This window comes from Seongchinamella unica (assembly GCF_004354085.1).
Classification (GTDB): Bacteria; Pseudomonadota; Gammaproteobacteria; order Pseudomonadales; family Halieaceae; genus Halioglobus; species Halioglobus unicus.
In genome coordinates this window covers 587,167-606,075 of record NZ_SMSE01000001.1, presented here as the reverse complement: position 1 = coordinate 606,075, position 18,909 = coordinate 587,167, and the positions used below count along the sequence as shown (strand labels likewise).

At 52.1% G+C, this 18,909-nt stretch carries 11 protein-coding genes; 3 read left to right on the top strand and 8 right to left on the bottom strand.

All coding sequences use genetic code 11. From position 1 onward, the window contains the following. The first annotated feature begins 1 nt into the window (after window position 1). Both aceK and E2F43_RS02715 read left to right on the top strand, forming a co-directional pair. Complete coding sequence (gene aceK, locus E2F43_RS02720; protein WP_133209328.1) at window positions 2-1,738, top strand: bifunctional isocitrate dehydrogenase kinase/phosphatase; 1,737 nt, start codon at window positions 2-4, stop codon at window positions 1,736-1,738. Further along, complete coding sequence (locus E2F43_RS02715; protein ID WP_133209327.1) at window positions 1,738-2,445, top strand: histidine phosphatase family protein; 708 nt, start codon at window positions 1,738-1,740, stop codon at window positions 2,443-2,445. Before aceK ends, E2F43_RS02715 begins: the two co-directional genes overlap by 1 nt. Here the strand turns inward: E2F43_RS02715 and E2F43_RS02710 are convergent. After that, window positions 2,442-3,797, bottom strand: coding sequence for an MATE family efflux transporter (locus tag E2F43_RS02710; protein ID WP_165954164.1), 1,356 nt, complete (start codon window positions 3,795-3,797; stop codon window positions 2,442-2,444). The genes E2F43_RS02715 and E2F43_RS02710 overlap by 4 nt on opposite strands. A gap of 5 nt (window positions 3,798-3,802) precedes the next feature. Further along, window positions 3,803-4,387, bottom strand: coding sequence for a DNA-3-methyladenine glycosylase I (locus E2F43_RS02705; protein ID WP_133209325.1), 585 nt, complete (start codon window positions 4,385-4,387; stop codon window positions 3,803-3,805). Window positions 4,388-4,513: 126 nt separating this feature from the next. Here E2F43_RS02705 and E2F43_RS02700 point away from each other — a divergent pair, with 126 nt between their 5' ends. Further along, window positions 4,514-5,272, top strand: a complete 759-nt coding sequence (locus tag E2F43_RS02700) for an enoyl-CoA hydratase/isomerase family protein (protein WP_133209324.1) — start codon at window positions 4,514-4,516, stop codon at window positions 5,270-5,272. On the opposite strand, the gene E2F43_RS02695 is transcribed toward E2F43_RS02700, so the two are convergent. From E2F43_RS02695 to E2F43_RS02670, 6 genes are all read right to left on the bottom strand, one after another. Continuing rightward, a complete protein-coding gene (locus E2F43_RS02695) occupies window positions 5,269-6,165 on the bottom strand; it encodes an FAD:protein FMN transferase (RefSeq protein ID WP_133209323.1) in 897 nt (298 codons plus the stop codon). The genes E2F43_RS02700 and E2F43_RS02695 overlap by 4 nt on opposite strands. Window positions 6,166-6,266: 101 nt before the next feature. Then, the gene (locus tag E2F43_RS02690; RefSeq protein WP_165954163.1) at window positions 6,267-9,161 is read right to left on the bottom strand and encodes a triple tyrosine motif-containing protein; all 2,895 of its coding nucleotides are present in this window, start codon (window positions 9,159-9,161) and stop codon (window positions 6,267-6,269) included. A 187-nt stretch (window positions 9,162-9,348) separates the two neighbouring features. After that, window positions 9,349-13,803, bottom strand: a complete 4,455-nt coding sequence (locus E2F43_RS02685) for a two-component regulator propeller domain-containing protein (protein WP_133209321.1) — start codon at window positions 13,801-13,803, stop codon at window positions 9,349-9,351. 177 nt (window positions 13,804-13,980) lie between these two features. Further along, window positions 13,981-14,640: a hypothetical protein gene (locus E2F43_RS02680; RefSeq protein ID WP_133209320.1), complete on the bottom strand. Its 660-nt coding sequence runs from the start codon at window positions 14,638-14,640 to the stop codon at window positions 13,981-13,983. Between the two features lie 356 nt (window positions 14,641-14,996). Next, window positions 14,997-16,955, bottom strand: a complete 1,959-nt coding sequence (locus E2F43_RS02675; protein ID WP_133209319.1) for a S8 family peptidase — start codon at window positions 16,953-16,955, stop codon at window positions 14,997-14,999. A gap of 23 nt (window positions 16,956-16,978) precedes the next feature. Continuing rightward, on the bottom strand, window positions 16,979-18,778 hold the full coding sequence (locus tag E2F43_RS02670; protein ID WP_133209318.1) for a putative bifunctional diguanylate cyclase/phosphodiesterase: 1,800 nt from the start codon (window positions 18,776-18,778) through the stop codon (window positions 16,979-16,981). Between the last annotated feature and the right edge of the window lie 131 nt (window positions 18,779-18,909).

Here is an 18,909-nt window from a genome sequence, read left to right as displayed (position 1 = left end):
TGTGGCTACCGACCAGCGCAAGGAACGATTTGCAAGAACCATACTGAATGGTTTTGAGGCCTTCTTTGCCGAGTTCCAGAATATAACCCTCGCGGCCAGGACGCGTTTTGAGAATGCGGACTGGCACGGCCTGCAGGAATCCTCCCTGCGCCGTATCGATCTGCGCAAGCAGAAGACCTCGGAGATTATCCAGTACGTCGAGCTGATTGCCGGTGAGCACCTCAAGGACTTCGAATTCTGGCATGAGGTTCGCGCGATATATGCCCGGATGATCGAGGGCCACAACAATTTCGAGATCGCCGAGACCTTTTACAATTCCGTGTTCTGCGCGGTGTTCAAGCACCGCAAAATCCGCAATGACTACGCCTTTGTATTCTCCCCCCAGGGGGACATGCCACCAGCGGATGTCAGTGCGGTCTATCGAAGTTATTCACGCCAGGATTCCATGCAGTCGATTTGGACCAGGGTCCTGCAGGACTATGCATTCGATATCCCCTACGAAGACCTGCAGCGTGATGTAGCCAATATCATGAAGGTCGTCGACAGCTATCTGGTAAAGGAGCTTGATCTGTCGTCTGGTGATCTACGTTTTGACGTGCTGGACCGCCACTTCTTTCGCAACAAGGGGGCCTATATTGTCGGGCGCATCATCAGCGGTGAAGATTCGATGCCCTTTGTGCTGCCGATATTGCACAACGAAAACGGTGCAGTGTATGTGGATACGGTACTATTCGGCGCCGACAAACTCAGCGTGGTGTTCAGCTTTACCCGCTCCTATTTTCTGGTGGATGCGCGGATACCTTCGGCCTATGTCCTGTTCCTGCAACAGTTGATGCCGGCCAAGCCCATCTCTGAAATCTACAGTGCCATGGGCTACAACAAGCACGGCAAGACCTATTATCATCGCTGTGCCTATCGTCACATGACCAGCACTACCGACAAGTTCATTGTCGCGCCCGGCATCAAAGGCATGGTGATGAGCGTGTTTACCCTGCCGTCCTACGACTTTGTGTTCAAGATTATCAAGGACAGGTTCACCCCGCCGAAGGATATGACCCGGGAACAGGTCAAGGAAAAGTATGCACTGGTGAAGCGCTCGGACAGGGCGGGTCGTATGGCTGATACCCAGGAGTTCACCAATCTGGCGTTTGCCCGGGAACGTTTTTCGGACGAGTTGATGGATGAGCTTTACAAGGTGGCGCCCTCACTCATTGATGAGCATGGCAAGGCGCTGATCATCAGGCATGTATACGTGGAACGGCGCATGACACCGCTTAACCTGTACCTGCAGGACTGTAACGAGGAGCAGCTGCACGACGTGATGGATGAATACGGCAATGCCATCAAGCAGCTGGCCGCAGCCAACATATTTCCCGGCGACATGCTGCTGAAGAACTTCGGCGTTACCCGGCATGGACGCGTTGTTTTCTATGACTATGATGAAATACAGCCACTGACAGAATGCAATTTCCGGCAGATTCCTCCGCCGCGCAATGAGGAGGAAGAGTTCTCTGACCAGCCCTGGTACTCGGTGGGACCCAACGATATTTTTCCCGAGGAGTTCCCCTTGTTTTTTTCCGGGAACCAGCGGGCGCGCAAGGTTTTCGATGAAATTCACAGTGATATTTACGAGGCCTCTTTCTGGCAGGGGTTGCAGGAGCAGGTGCGCAGTGGCTATGTAGAGAGTTTCTTTCCCTACCGCCGTAAATTCCGTTTTGACAGGGGAGAAGCCGCTTAATGGCGACCATTTATCTCATTCGACATGGCCAGGCCTCATTTGGCGAAGCGAACTATGACCAGCTGTCGCCACTGGGCCGGCTGCAGGCCAGCAGGACGGGGCAGTACCTGGCGCGTGCCGGGGTCCGGCTGAATGCTGCCTACAGCGGTGATCTCTGGCGCCAGCGGGAAACCTGCCAGCTAGCCTGCAATGAACTGGCCGGAGATGTCCCCCATACTGTCGATACCCGCTTCAATGAAATTAACAATGACGAGCAGATCAGAAAATTGGCGCCGCTGATTGCTGATCGCAGCGAGGCGTTCAAACGCCTGCTGGAAAGGGGGATATCTGACAGCAAAGACTACCAGAAGGTCATTGATGCCGTGTTCAATTACTGGGTCAGTCATGATTGCAGCGAATACGGTATCCAGAGCTGGCAGCAATATTCCGGCCAGGTGCATGCTGCACTTGCCGATGTGATGCGTAAAGAGGGCAGCGGCAAAACGATCGCCATTTTTACCTCCGGCGGCACCATCGCCACCCTGGTTGCCCATGTCCTGGGACTCACTGGCAGCCAGACCTACCAGTTTTATGAGCCGGTGTTCAATTGTTCCGTATCCCAGCTGTTTTATTCAGGGGAAAAGGTATCCCTTTCCTACTTCAACGACCGTTCATTCCTGCAGTTGTTGGGCGAGGAGAACGGCGAACAGCTGGTGAGCTATCGCTAGGCTCCAGCTCCGGCCAGTTTGAGGCCGAGCCATTTACCAGACCGGTAGCGCACCAGTAGCATGCTCGATTTAATGATGTAGTCCAGCAACATAACGGCGAAGACCGCCTCAATCGGTAGCTCCAGGGTCAAACAGGCCAGCGCCGGCAACAGGCGGCCGAATACAATACCGCAAACGGTAGCCAGCAAAGGAAAGCGGGTATCGCCAGCCCCGCGCAGTGCGCCTGAGAGGGTAATATCCACTGCCATAATGGGCTGGGCGATTGCGATAATGTAAATGAAGGAAACGGTCAGGCCGATGGTCGCCTCGTCCTCTATCATGAAGCCAGCCAGGTCGCGCGCGAAGATCGCCAGCAGCACCGAGAACACGCTCATGGCCGCCAGGGCCATACGCAGCCCCCGCCAACCGGCCTTTCTGGCCTGCTCGGGATTGCCTGCCCCCAGCTGTTGAGCCACCAGGGTTGCGGCCGCAATGCCGAAGCCGAAGCCGACCACAATTGAAAAAGCAACGATGCTGATGCCAATTCCGTAGGCGGCGTAGGGTGATGTGCCGTATTGACCGACGATGGCAAAGAACGCCAGGAAGGCCAGCTGGATAAAGCCCTGTTCGAGCACGGAGGGAGCACCAATGCTGATCAGTTGGCGGGCAGACGGCCGGTCTATCCGCCATTGTTTCAGGGCCTTGATATTGAATTTTCCCCGCCACCAAACCATTGCGAACACACTGGACACCAGCGCACCCGCAAGACTGCCGCCCAGTGCCACCCCAGAGACGCCCAGGGGCGGTAGAAAACCGACGCCTTGGGCCAGGCAGTACCCGAACAATACATTGAATAATGAGCTGAAGGCGAGAAAACAGAGGGGGGTTATGACATCGCCGGTGGCGCGCAGGGCAGTAGACAACAGCGCATTGAGTGCCGAGAACACGTTGAACAAGCCCAGCCAGAAAATGAAGCTGGCGGTCTGGCGGGTGGTCTCGGCGTCGAGGCCGAACAGGCTGGCGATGACATCGGGGATGAACACCGCGGGCAGCGACAGCAGTATGGCAAGCGCCAGGCCAAGCGCCATTGAGGTCCAGGCAACCAGTTCTGCCTCTGCCACTTTTTTCGCACCCCAGTGGCGCGCCACCATGGCCGTAGTGGCCACGGATACCCCCATCAATACTGCCTGGATCAGGAAGAAAATGCGGTGGCCGCTGGTGACGGCCGCGACCGCACTGGTACCCAGGCCAGACACGATCTTGATGTGGCAAAAACCGACGGTGGTGAACAGCAGGTTGGAGATAATGGTCGGCCACGCCAACTGCCAGACCCGCAGGCTGGAAGATGATAGCTGGTTGCTGTCTGAATCCACGGGCCTCAGGACCGTGTAGCCAGCGATTTGCATTCCCGGTGGCGGAAGCAATCGGTGGTGTGATCGTTGACCATGCCAGTAGCCTGCATGTGGGCATACATAATGGTGGAGCCAACGAAGGTGAAACCGCGCCTCTTCATGTCCTTGCTCAGCGCGTCGGAAATGGGGCTTGTCGCTGGAACCTCTGACATGGACTGCCACCGGTTCTGGATGGGAGCGCCGTCGACGAAGTCCCATATGTAGTTGGCAAAGCTCCCTTTTTCGGCCTGTACTTCCAGGAAGGCCCGGGCATTCTTCCGCGCGCCGAATACCTTGAGCCGATTGCGGATGATACCGGGATCAAGAAGTAACTTTTCCAGACGTTTGTCGGTGTAGTGAGCGACAGTTTGCGCGTCGAAATTGCTGAACAGTTTGCGGTAGGCGTCGCGCTTGCGCAAAACGGTAATCCAGGACAGGCCTGCCTGTGCGCCTTCCAGGACAAGAAATTCGAACAGGACCTGATCGTCCCATACCGGCACTCCCCACTCCTTGTCGTGGTATTGGATGTATAGCGGATCAGTGCCGCACCAGGTGCAACGTGTTGCAGGCATTCAATGCTCCTGTTCAGGGAAGAAGGAGTATGGGGCTGGCTCCCGGTCCTGTCCAGCGCACCCTGGCCACTGGAACCGGCGAACCGCATATGACAGACTTTGCCGATTGATGAGCGGGAGCAGAACATGACGGATACAGTCACATACCAGCGGGTGGGCCACATTGGTTACCTGACACTCAATAACCCCACCAGGCACAATTCTCTCGGGCAGGGAGAGCTGGAGGCGATTCAGGGCTACGTTGGGGAAGTTGAAAAGGATAGTCAGGTAAGGGTCCTCGTCGTGACAGGGGCTGGAGATAAGACCTTCTGCGCAGGTGCCGCATTAAACGAACTGGGTGAGGGTAAGATCAGCGGCGACTGTTTCCAGACCACCACGGACCAGCTCGCGGCACTGTCAATCCCAACCATTGCCTCCCTCAACGGCAATGTGTTTGGCGGCGGGGTGGAGTTGGCGCTCAGCTGTGACTTTCGCATTGGCATAGAGGGCATCCGGATGCGGGTACCTGCCGCAGCGATCGGACTTTGCTACCCCCTGAGTGGGATAAACCGCTTTGTGGAGCGCCTGGGTGTTAACCTCGCCAAACGTATCCTGGTAGCATCAGAGCAGTTTGATGCCGAAGCCATGTTGGATATTGGGTTCCTGGACCACCTCGTGATGCCGGCGCAGCGGCAGGAGGCTACCGATGATATGGCGCGACACATAGCGGGGCTTGCGCCCCTGGCGGTGAGGTCGATGAAACAGATATTGCAGCAGGCCGCCTCCGGGGGAATCGATCAGGTTGCGGCGAGCAAGCTATCGAGCATATGCCTGGCATCGGAGGATTTGCAGGAAGGCTTTGCAGCCCAGCGGGAAAAGCGCAAGCCGCTGTTCAAGGGCGCCTAGGCGGGTGCCAGTGGCCCATGGCAGCGCAACTCCCTGTCAATTGCGATCCAGGGCAGACCCAGCTTGTCCAGCCAGTTAATAGCAGCCTGCTCTGTTTTCAGCCGGGCAATACTTGCGGCGCCGCAGGCGTCCAGGCAGGTGTCTGCGACCACACTTACGCTCAGCATTCCCGGTACCGGATACCCGTCGATCGGGCTGAATCCCCGGCCAAAATTCTCATCCCTGAAACGGATGCGGCGCTCAAAATCGCCGCGCATGGCGAAACCCTTGCCGTTGAGCTTGATCCGATGGATTGCGGTCCGACTTCCCCATGGATGACGCATGCCAATTAACCAGTTGGCACCATCTGCCTGCTTGCCAATAGTTACCGCATCGTGCCCCATTTCAATCATCGCATGTTGCACGCCTTCCTTGACCAGTCTGCGGCGCACAGAGTCAATGGCGTAGGGCCGAATGCAGCTGTTGAAATCCAGTAACATTCCTTTTTGCGGCAGCAGGGCGCCTTCGTCCGTCAGTTGTAATTGTGACCAGCCGACCAGCTTTAACATGCCTCTGACCTGCGCATCCGTTGCGTTCAACTGGCCCTGGTCATCGTAGCAGTGGTCGAGCAGACGGGTCGTGGGGTCGAACAAATGGCTGCTTTCTTCCCAGAGAGCGGTGACAAAATCAAACAGGCTACGGGCTTCCGGGTCCAGTGGTGTGAAGCAGCCGGTTCCCGCGGCCTGGTTGATTCGGCTGATGACGCTTTCGGGATGGTATGAGCTGAACTTGGCTTCAAGTCGCCCCAGTTCCCCGAGAGCAATGCCGGTAAGCTGCTCCGCCTCGCCCTGGAGACAAACGAGCGCCAGCTGACAGGAACTGCCGAAGCAGTTTATTCGTTTCCTGTGCATCATGGCACTGAAATATCCCCGAGTTGCAGGCAGTCAAGCGCCTATATTATTTGCCCGCTGGGCCGATAGCAACGACCCTTTGGGCCCCGAGCGAAGGGCCGGGGCTAATGCCCTGGCAGGGTCAGCCGCAGTTGCGCTGTGTAGCCGTTACCATTGTTGGTGCGGGTGTTGTAACGCGCGCCGAGCGAGGCAGCCAGTGAGCCAACGACCTCAAGCCCCGAGCCGGACCGGGAATCGCCAACTGCACTCCGGTCGCCGACGCCATCATCGGCGACTATAAGATCCAGGATTGGATCCTCGGCAGGCTCGCGAACAATGTTGAGGGAAATTTCGATAAAATTGGCGGAGGACGCAGGCCCAAATGCATGGGCCATGGCGTTGTGTAACAGTTCGTAAAGTATCACTGCAAGCGGGGAGGCTACGTGAGCCGCCAGCGTTTCCCGCGTTACCCTGTTGATCGTCGTAATAGTGGCCGGATCGACCGTAGTCTGAGTCAGAAGGTAATTGGTCAACCCATCCACGTAGCTGTGCATATCGGCAACGAGTTCCCCGTCCTGGAAAAAATAGCACTTTTCCAACAGTTCCAGCGCTTTGATATGGCCCAGAATTTTAACCTGAGAGGAGTCATTGCACTCGATATCCTCCAGGCACTTTGAAATGAGATCCAGCGTCGCCAGATTGTGCTGTGATACTGCGCTGACCAGCTCGTCCTGGTATTCCTGGCTTTCCTGCAGGTCATCCTGCGCCCGATCGGCAGCATCGTGCATTTCCTGGGCGATACGAAGCGCTTCTTCCTTGAGCAAGTGACTGCGATAGGTGCGCATCATCATCCAGAGTATGAAGACAGCCAGAACGCCGTAAGTACCAAACGCCCACCACGTCCTCCACCACGGTGGCAGCACAACAATCCTCAGCCTAACCTCGTTATCGCTCCAGACGCCGGCTGCATTGGCGCCCCTGGCACGAAAGATGTAGCTTCCGGGATCCAGGTTCGTGTATGCCACAACATTATTGGTGCTTGCCTCGGTCCAGTCCCTGTCCAGGCCCTCCAGTATATGGGTGTATTGGTTGGCCCTAGGGTTCTGGTAATCCAATAAATTTATAACTAGTGCGAACGACCTATCCGAATGGGATAACTCTAGTGTTTCCAGTCTAGAAATTTCACCAAACCGGAGCTGCTTGCTATGGCTTAGACGAATCTTATTTATGAGTATTGGGGAACTAACAGTGGAGGGACGCCGTTGGTCACTATTCAAACGGCTATAGCCGTTGACACCACCAAAATACATATAACCAGCATCATCGAGAAAATATGCACCGTAGTTGAAATCATTACCTTGCAATCCATCCAGCTTCGTTAGACGAAAAATAATCTGTCCATCTCGACTAATCTTGAAAATACCATTCTGTGTCGAACACCAAATATTAGATTCAGCGTCACGTACCATGCCGTAGATAGTCGAACTTTTTAGCACTCTATCGTCACTGAAATGCTTGACCTGCACCGTTTCGCCCACGCCTGGTGCTTCTTCCAAGAGATAAATACCGTGACTCTTGGTTCCGAGTAATAGCTGACCTTCTTTACTCTCTGCCATACTAAGCAAAATAGGGTTTTCTCTGTGCATACCAAAATCGAGGTCTATCTGCTCAAATTTTTTCTCTGGAAGGTTAAGCATGAAAAGCTTCCGTTCCGTAGTAGCGAAAATTCTCCCTTTTTGTGACTCGAAGAGATGATTGAAGGAGTTTTCTCCATCGCTAGGTACTTGAATAAGTTCATTTTCCTGAACTTTATAAACCCCATTTTTGTATGTAGAGATATAGACTCGGCCTTTGCTGGTTGACAATATTTTTGTCACCTCTAGGTCGGCGTCATTGCTATCTGAGAAAGATTGGATTCTACCGCTTAGTATGTCTAGCTTATGCACTCCATCTTTTGCAAGGCCTATCCATAACTCGTCACCGTGTATTGCCAGTGTAGTTACTCTTGAATCTGGTAAGTCGTTGTCTACAAAATTAACTATATGGTCATGTTGTCCAGATTTTTCATCGTAGATGTAGACTCCGTTATAGGTTCCAACCCAAAGGCGTTTGTCACTGGACATTGCAAACGCGAGAACGTCATTATCGACATTACTGTTTAGCCGATTAAAACTGGTAATAGTGCTAGGCAAAATTTGATCAAGTCCATTAAAACTTCCCACGAACAGTATTTTTCCATCGTAGAACAATCGTGTGATGTGGTTATTAGATAATTGCGAGTTGGACTGATTTAGGTGCTCCTTGATCTTTAGATCCCGCGACGCTAAGAAAACTCCGTCGTCGGTAGCGATCCAAAGTTCGTCATTCAGGTGTAATAGGTCGGATATGTTTGAAACGTTATAATTCGACAGATCGAGCGATGTCTGTAATTTGTAGTCAGTCGTTCCAAAACGATAAAGTCTTGATTTTGAAGTTGAAATAAATAGTTCGCTAGAATCAGATAGCGCTATAGCGGTAACATCCTCTTCAGATAGTATGAGAGAGTGTTTGCTGATCGTATTCGAAATTGTGGAGACAAGAAGAAGCGAATCCTCTGTTGCAAGCAAGGTTTTTTGACTATCAATTCTGATTGAATCAACGACATCTACTATGTTTGCGTTAGACAATTGATGGGTAAGCCAGTCGTTTTTGTTTCCATAAGATAGGTTTATTGTTTTTATGCCGCTCTTAGATACGGCGATGAAATAGTCATCTAGTATTTGATGAAGGTCCTGCAGTTCAAGAGCTCTTTCGCTCTTGATTGGTTTAAAGTCGGACGCCTCTGGTAAAAATTCATAGATCCCCTGGCCAAAAGTCGCTATTACTATTTTTCCATTTTTTTGCTCAGCTATACCACGAATATCCGAACTCTTAAGTTTCCCCCCTTTGTCACTCGAGCCTCCAAACTTTACAACCTCATTTCCCTCGAATTTGTAGAGCCCCTGCTGTGTTCCTATCCAAAGAAATCCATTTATATCCATGTGGAATCTTGTGATTGTTGGCTGGGTTATTTCAACTGCAATAGGCGATGGATATATCTGTAATGGGGTTGCAATTGTATGTCTTGGGAAACAGGCAAGAAATAATAGTGGAACATAGTAATATGAAGATAATTTAGGTCTTATTAGTATGGTCATAAGTCGAAAAAACCTGCGTGCCACTCGACCATTAACCCGAAAAATACTCTGATTCAAATTCCGTCATATATTCTTCGTAGGCGGCCTTCAGCATTTTGAATTCTTGCTCAATGTATTCTACTTTTCCTTCTCTGCTAGAAGCCTCTATTAGAGAACTAATCTCTCGAACTTTCTGCGCACCAATATTCGCACTCATCGACTTGATAGCATGTGCGGATTTAGCGAGAAGTTCAATTTCCTGGGTGCTGATATTCTCAGCAATTTCATGAAATTTCTGTTCCATTTGTGTCCTGTATCCATCGAAGATTTCAGGCAGAATGCGTTTTCCAGTCTGTGTTTCGATCTCGATGATTGCGTTTACGGCTTGTTGGTTGATTATTGGAGTACTTTCTTTCCGAAGAGCTCCGTCATCTCCGGGTGTCTTACTACTTTTTTGCGAGAAGTTCTGTGTTATTGTTCGCTGCGATTCTTGATTGGTAAAAGACGAAATGGCCCTCCGAATGTCGGATACTGTAAAGGGCTTGCCTACGTAATGATCCATCCCTGCGTCTCTGCACTTTGCTCTATCATCTCTACCAAGCCCTGCTGTTAATGCGATGATCGGAATATGAAGTCTGCCTAGTTCTTTTTCGGCCTCACGGATCTTTTTCGTAGCCTCAAAGCCATCCATGACCGGCATCTGACAATCCATGAAGATCAAATCGAAGTCCCCCGATTCATGACTTGCAACAGCATCCGCTCCGTTGCCCACAACTTCCACGCTGTGTCCTAGCATGGAGATCATTTCTCGCACTATTTTTTGATTTGTAGCGACGTCTTCAGCGACCAAAACCTTGAGCATTTTAGTACTGGCCGGTTTGTTGTGCTGATACTGAGTGTTTGGGGCGTGCCGAGATTTGCTCGTTGCCTCCAGTGCCTCTTGCATTGAAGTTAAGGTAATAGGCTTTGTAACTCTTTTCCAAGAATCAAGCACGGGAAAGTTCCGAGAATCAGCCAGAGAGCATAATATCAGAGCAAATCCCTCTAAATGCAGGTCAGTTTTCCATTTAATAGTCTCAAAACTATCGATTGAATCTGCGTCTACTATTAGTAAGTTCCCATCAACATTTTCTTCTGGTTTGGCAATCCTGTAACAGCTCCATCCCAGCACTCTTAAGTGAGATTCGATCATTCTGTAGGTGGATTCGTTTATACACAGCACAGAAGCATTTTTGCCGTCAAAGTTCGTAAATTCGTCTTGGTACGCATCGACTTGTAAAGGCAGAGTAATTGATATGGAAGTGCCTTCATTTGGTTTCGACGAAATTTCGATTTCTCCATCCATTAACTCTATATAGTGTTTAGATATTGATAATCCGAGACCAGTGCCTCCATACTCTCTTGTCGTGCTTGTGTCTGCTTGAGTGAATACATCAAATACCTTTTTCTGAGTTTCTGTATCCATTCCTATTCCCGTATCAGTGACGGTTATCTTCGATGAGCTCAGTGCCTCATCATGCTTTCTCGGCTCGGACCCTACAACTATGTTAATGTTTCCTTTATGGGTGAATTTTATTGAATTGCTCACTAGGTTCATGATTACCTGACGGATCTTTGTGGGGTCTCCAAGAACTATCCGCGGAGCGCTAGGATGAAAAATACTGTTTAAAGAGAGGTTTTTTCTAGAAGCCGGTTCTCCCTGTAAATAGCAAATTTCATCTATTAGTTCGAGAAGATCGAACTCGATATTTTCTAGCTCAATTTTGCTAGCTTCAATTTTAGAGAAATCGAGTATTTCGTTTATTAGCCCCAGCAAAGACTCACCACTATCGTGAGCCGCCTTGGCAAACTGGCGCTGTTGTTCAGATAAATCTGTATGGAGTAGCAGCTCGGTCATGCCGATCATTCCATGCATCGGTGTTCGGATTTCATGGCTCATAGTAGCCAGAAATTCAGACTTAGCACTGTTGGCTGCTTCAGCCGCTGCCTGCGCCTCCTGGAGGTCGAGAGTTCTTTCTTGTACTTTTGCTTCGAGCTCTCTCTGTCTCTCTATAGCGAGCTCTCGCGACCGACTTTGGCGATACAAAAGAAAGCCGATGAACAAGATCGACAATACGGTATAACTAGCATATGCGTATGAGCTCCGCCAAGGCGGAGGGTTGACCTTTATTGGTAGGCTCAGCGCTTCCCAGTTCCATACACCTTCAGGGTTCGCTGCCGCGAATTTTAAATTATAGTTGCCGGGTGGGAGTGTTGTGAATGAGGCAATTCGAGAATCCTCAGATATCACCCAATCGGGATTTAGTCCTTCCAACATATACGCATATTGGACTAGGTCTGGATTGGAGTAATCTGATGCATAAGTTTCAATTGTTAGTACCCGATCTTCGTAGTTTAGTTCTAACGCATCCAATTCGTAGTACGGTTTTTCAAAGAAGGCTTGTTTGTTCATTATTTTAATTGAAGCAATATTGACCAACGGAGGAATTCTCGCCTGCTTCGAGAAATTTGAATTGATTACGTTGAATCCTTTAGGTCCGCCGAAGTAGATCGTTCCATCGCTTGATTGATAGGCTGCTCCCATATTGAACTCAGAGCCCTGAAGCCCATCGCGCTCGCTGTACTGGCGCGTGCTATGTGAAATAGGGTTATACTTTGTGACACCTCGATTGTGTGACAGCCAGAGGTTTCCTTCATCGTCTGCCTTTATTCCATAAATATTTGAACTAGGTAGTCGCACTTCTCCAGAGTGATTTACGAAATTTGATCTTGAGCTCTCGCGGTCTTCTTTGCTCCAGCTCACCAGTCCGCCTCCAGATGATCCAAGCCATAATCTCTGTTGGTGGTCTTCGTAAAAAGCCCAAACCATATCGCTCGTGATGCTGCTTGAATCCGCAGGATCTCTTTTAAATCTCAAAAATTTTTCATTTTTGACGTCAAAGCGATTTAGTCCGTCCTCTGTTCCGGCCCATACAAACCCTAGGGAGTCTTCGTACAGGGCGATAACACGATCGCTGCTAATCGAACTATCTTGATTTGGGTTATGTTGATATGTCGTGAAACTATTATTTTCTTCATTGTATCTACTGAGCCCACCACCGAAAGTTCCTACGAGTAGCGCCCCATCAGTGGTTCTTAATATTGAAGTTACTCCGTTTGAGCCAAGTGACGTCTGATGCGTTGGGCTATATTTAAATACCTGTAACTCTCCAGTGGAGATATCTAGACGGTTCAATCCACCATCAAATGTGCCAACCCATAGGATGTTACCTTCGCCGAGCAAACTCATAACGACTGGGCTGGATAAGCCTGGAGATGTATATTCGTTTATCCATTCAAACTCGGATGAGTTTGGTCTTAGTCGATTTAATCCATTGTCAGTTCCCACCCACAGACTTCCATCTCCAGTCTCTGCAAATGCATTTACGGCGTTGCTTGATAGATTTCCGGTCGTAACATCGAATACTGGAAAATGCCCTTTCGTGCCTGTTACTAGCCCGTATACAGTGCCAATCCAGTATTGACCTTCTCTTGATTGGTAGACACTAGTAATAATGTTTTCTGGAAAACCAGCATTGCTGGTGGTGAACCTAATGAAGCTGTTTGATTGTTTCGAATAAAGGTTCAATCCTTCATAAGTTGCTACCCAGATATTGCCTGTATGGTCCTCATAAATATCAAGCACCCGGTTTGATGAAAGCGACGTGTTTGAATTTTCATCGTGACCAACGAATGTAATTTGTTCTGTTTCGAGGTCTAAAATCGATATGCCAAGGTCGGATTGCGCTGACCATAACTGGTTGTCCGAGGTGGCGAGCACACGATTTATTACCTCTATTGATCGATCGAATGACTCAAATCTTTTTACGCGGATCTCTGACGTTTGTGCATCTAAATTTTCGAGACAAAGCAATCCTGTCGTAGTGGCAAGCCAAAGCCGATTTTTCCTATCTTCTGTGATATCTAGAACTTCACCGAAGTCCTCCATGTCTAAAGAGGAACTCGTGTAGTGTCGGTATGAATTTTTTGACGGGTCGAATGAACTGAACGAGTTGTTGTAGCCGAGCCAGAGCAATCCGTTTGAGTCAGCGAACAGTGAATAGATCGTGTTTGAAAATGGCGAATTTCTATTGTTAGGATCTGCGAGCTTTGTTTCAAAGCCATTCGATGTTGGGTTATATTTGTTTAGTCCACCGCCTTGGGTCGCTACCCAAATGTCTCCATTAATGTCTTCAGCTATTTCTGTGACGTTATTTGTTGAGATTGAACCCTGGTCTCCCGCAATGAATCTATAGTTCTCGACTGTTTGGCCCCGGTATTTGTTCAGTCCTTCTTTAGTGAGAAACCATAGCGCTCCTCTAGAATCCTGTAGGGTTTGCGTAATTGTTTGCTGAGTTAGATTCTTTGAGAAAGGAGCAACATAGAAATCGTATTCAGACAAGGGAGATGGGCTGGCGTGATTAGCCAACACAAGTAAGGCGACTAAAGTGATAGCCCTTGAATACATTGATTACTACACATTAGATAGAACAGGGTAAGATTAAAGTGTAGTTTAGCTTTCTTTGCATCCAAAACTTGTTGATAAGCACAACAAATTAAGGCGTTACTGGTCGGAAGTTAGGCATCTCCCGGCCAGTAACGCCTCAGCAAAGTTTTGGTGGTTTCAGTATTGAGCGGCTCTAACTTAACGGAGGCCCCATTTGTAACCAGATTGGTCAGCAATGTTACGTAAGCCCCATTTGTAGCCAGATTGGTCAGAGAAGCTCCGAAGACCCCATTTATATCCGGTCTGGTCGGAAAAGTTGCGCAGGCCCCACTTGTAGCCGGTTTGATCGGAAAAGTTGCGCAGGCCCCACTTGTAGCCAGTTTGATCGGAAAAGTTGCGCAGGCCCCACTTGTAGCCGGTTTGATCGGAAAAGTTGCGCAGGCCCCACTTGTAGCCAGTTTGATCGGAAAAGTTGCGCAGACCCCATTTATATCCCGACTGCTCAGAAAAACTCATGCTGCCCCATTGGTAGTTGCTGGTTCCAGCATAGGACTGGGCCTGATCCTTACTATTGGAGTCGGCGTTGGCCCATTTATAGCCACTGCGAGCCGGAGCGTTGTCAACCCAGGCAGTGTTAGTGGTGGCGGATTCAGCGGTTTTGCCCCACTTGTAGCCGGCGCTGCCGGTGCGCGTGTAGGATTTGGCATCGGCCAGGGAGTGGCTCACCCTGTGAACGAGGTTGTGGCTGGGTTGGGACGCGCTGGTTTGCTCGACTTCAGCCATTGAAATGGATGGCAGTAACAGCGCTATTGCTGCACTTGTGAGCCCCGCTGCTTTAACCGCTTTGAAAGTATTCATTGTTCGTCGCCTTTTTGTTTGATTGAGTTCTCTTAACACCTGAAACGTGATCTGGTTAAAAGTTTGGTGTCCGTCCCTGAGACTCAGTTCACATTCTTTTTCCTGAATGGTTGACTTCGTTATACGAGCTGTAGTGGGGCGAATGAAGACCGGTATATACCCATTTTGGGGTAGTTGGCGCAGCGAGGGTTGAGGGGGTCTGGTTCTTTGGTGTGGAGGAAATTTTCTAAGCTTCTGAAATATAAGAAATAAATGTGATTTTTAGAGCGCCGGTCCAGGTCATGCCCCGTAAGGGGTAATTGGCAGTAATTGCCAAGGGGTGCAAGTTGCATTTCCCCGGAGGCCGGTGGGGCAGATCAGGGTTTTCGGGACAGTTTTTGAATCCTGCTGCGCTCAAATTCGTACATTTGCACCCAGTCAAAAGGATGCTGCGGGGGGGGCTGGTAGTCCGGCGCCAGGCGCTCGACGTGTGCCTTGACTCCCCAAACCCGGGTGTCGCTGGCCCCTTTGGCCGATGGCAGGGGGGAAAGCATGGTTTTCAGGCCCGGGAGGGTGATCTGCTGGTCTTCAGCGACAATCGCCGGTCCTTCAAAATGCTCCTCGCCGGCCATGTCCCTGGAGAGGTTCAGGTCTGCGTTGCCGCAGCCCCTGTCCCCCAGGGTTATGGCACGGGTAATGCTCACGTAGCCGTGGCCCTGCTGGAAGGGGCTGTAGGCCAGCAGACCGTCCGTGTTTATCGCCGGCTCAGCGGTACTCAGCAGTTTGCATTTCACATCATCCGGTGACAGGTCGGGCTCCAGTTGCAACAGCAAGGCAACGAGGCCGGAGACCAGTGCCGCTGCCTGCGACGTACCCGTCATTACCAGCTCGCCGCCCGGCAACTGGTACTCGGGATGTTGCTTTACCAGCCCCGAACCCGGCCGGGTCAGGCCGGTCATGTGACCACCTGGAGCCACTATGTCGGGTTTGATGTGGGCCTCCGGGGTGGGGCCCCGGGAGGAGAAATCGGGCACGTAGTCGTCTGTGCGGGTGTCAGCGGTCCAGGAGTCGGTGACGGCTCCCACTGTGATGATGTAGGGCAGGTTTCCTGGTGAGCCCACGGTCATCGGCTTGGGGCCGGAGTTACCGGCCGCTGCCACCACGGTAATTCCGGCGGACCAGGCGCGCATGACCGCCTGGTTGATCGGGTCCAGAAAATAGGGCCAGCGAGGTCGGGCGGAAAAGGAGAGGTTCAGCACTCTGATATTGTATTTTTCCCTGTTGTCCACGGCCCACTGCACCCCGCGGACGATGTCGAGCAGCCCGCCCTGGCCGGACTCGTCGAATGCTTTGATGGCGACAATGGACGCGTCCGGAGCAATACCCTTGTAGCCGCCAGTGGGCGTCCCCGCTGACAGTGTTGCGCCGCTGTGGGCCAGAATGCTGGTGAGGTGCGAGCCGTGCCCGCTTTCATCAAATACGTCGCCTTCGGAATGGTTGATGGCGTCGTAGCGTGCCTTTACCCGCTGCCTGCCCTGGCTGTCGTTCAACAGATTGGGGTGGTCCCATAATCCTGAGTCCAGCACAGCCACCGTTACGCCGTTACCCCGTACGCCGTGGCGATGCAGCGCTTCGGCACCCGATACCTGGCTGTAGTAGTAGTTGTCCGCGTTGTCCCTGTAGCCCGGGATAAGGCTGACGTCACAATCTATGCCAAAGCTCAGTGTGAGATCGTATTCACTCTGCGCAGGGACGGGTTGCGGGGACTGTTCAAATGATACGGTCAGTTCCTGCTGGCCGCTCAGGGTTGGCGCCCTGTCTTCGCTAAAAGCCAGTGTGAGGAGTTGGCCTTCCGTGGCGGCATTTTGGATCGGCAACGGCTGTTTGCCGAGAGCGATCGACGTTGCCATTCCCAGGCGTTCTGGCCAGCGCAACTCGAGTTCTCGCAGCTTCTGCGGCTTGCCGCCCTTGTTGTAGAGTCGCCACGCAAAGTGGTTTCCTGTCTGGCTTATTTCCACCGCCCCGGCTACCTGGCAGCCGGCCTCCGCCGGGGGCGCTTCGGTCGGTTGGTCGCTGAGCGCGAGGTCGTCAATGTGGCGGTCGACTTTGCCCGTGTCGAGGATTGCTTCGAGCTGCTGCCGGGACAGCCTGGCCCCCACCGCGTTAATGATTCCGAGATGGTGGGTCAACTCGCCCCCCTGGTCCCTGACCAGGGTTGCCATCTCGTCGGCGGAGGCACCCTGTAGCATGACATGCAGTGGCTTTGCGGGCGCAGCTACCAGTGTCGGTGAAACCGCCAGCAGTGCCGGCAGTAGCAGCAATCGGAGGAACGTCATGACGAGGGCTTACCGGGAATCGATCAAGATTGGTTCAGCGCCTCGGAGAAATTCTGGCGCAACATGTCCGGTACGTCTTCAGGGTAAATCGGCCGTGAGAAGTAGTAACCCTGCAGCAGGTCACAGCCGCGCTTGACGAGGTAATCGAGCTGTTCCTTGTCTTCGATGCCCTCGGCGATCACCCTCAGATTCAGGGTCTTCGACAGGGCGATGATAGCGTCGACGATGGCGGCACCATCGGCGCTATCGAGGTCGGCGACGAAGCTCTGATCGATTTTCAGGGTGTCGATAGGAAAGCGCTTCAGGTAGCTGAGCGAAGAATAGCCGGTGCCGAAATCATCCACGGCTAATTCCAGCCCCAGCGCCTTCAACTGCTGGAGTCTCTCGATATTGGTTTGCGCGTCAGTCATGATGGCGCTCTCGGTGAGTTCCAGTTCCAGGCGTCCTGCGTCCATTCCCGATTCTTTCAGGAACTTGCCGATCGACTGCGGCAGATTGGTCTGGTTGAACTGCAGTGGGGAAATATTGACGCATACGCGAAAGGGTTTTAGCCCCATGGAGTCCCAGTAATGGCAGTGGCGCGCGACCTCGCCCATCACCCAGGCGCCCAGCTCGATAATCTGTCCCGTGCGCTCGGCCACGGGAATGAAAGTCAGGGGTGAGACCATGCCCCGTTCCGGGTGCTTCCAGCGAACAAGGGCTTCCATGCTCACTACCTCACCACTGTTGGTGTCAATCTGCGGTTGGTAGCGGAGCTCGAGCTCGTGATTGCGCATGGCATCGCGTAGCTCTTCCTCCATTTTGAGCTGCTCCACCGCCAGGGCGTTCATGGCCTCGTCGTAGAATCGGTAACAAGCCCGGCCGTGGGCCTTTGCCGCGTACATGGCGGTATCGGCATTGCGCACCAGTGTGTCCGGGTCCTCGCCATCCTGGGGAAACAGGGCGATACCGACACTGGGGGTTACAACCGGATTATGGGTCTGCAGGGCGATCGGTTCGGACAGGCTGTCGAGAATGCGCTTGGCCACCCGTTCCACCTGCATGGCATCGTTGATGTCAGACAGTACAACGGTGAATTCGTCGCCGCCCAGCCGGGCGATCTCGGTGCTGGCGTCCTCGTTTTCGTCCTCGGCGCTGTTGTCTGTGTAGTAGTTGATCGCGTCGTCTTCGCGCAGCTCGTTGGTCAGCCGCTTGGCTATTTCCACCAGCAGGCGGTCACCGCGGCCGTGGCCGATGGAGTCATTGATCCGCTTGAAGTGGTCCAGGTCGATGAACAGCAGGGCGGCGCTGGTCTTGTGGCGACGGCAGCGCTTCAGGATTCGATTGAGCTGTTCGTTGAAACTGCGCCTGTTGGGGAGGCTGGTCAGCGGGTCGTAGTAGGCCAGGTAGCGGAGGCGATCCTCCTGCCGCTTGAGGGCGTTGAAGGCGTCACTTGCCCGCAACATGTATTGTACATCCCGTCCCAGCAGGGACCAGTTCACTGGCTTGGTCTTGTACTGGGTCGCCCCCGCCTCGAAGCCCTGGTCGATGGATTGGCGATCATCGGAACCGGTGACAATCATGATTGGAATGGATTCACCCTGGGGCATTTGCCGCAGGCGTTGGCACACTTCCAGCCCGGTCATGCCGGGCATTTCTACATCCAGGAAGACGAGGTCGGGTCGTTCCCGAGTGAACACGTCCAGGGCTTCGAGGCCGTCAGCGGCTTCCACCACCACCATGTTTTCCGCCTCCAGGCACTGGCGGGTAAGCAGCCGAACATTGATATCGTCATCGCAGACGAGAATTTTTGCCCGTTGGTGTGCACGGTTGTCGCTGGACATGGAGTTATGAGGTAATGCTGTTATAGGTTTTCTAGGCTATCATCACTGGAAGGTATCGCCTAGCCCGAATGGTAGAAAGGGTAAGCAGGCGAACGGGACGTATAAGAACCGGGACGACGGGGTGATGAAAG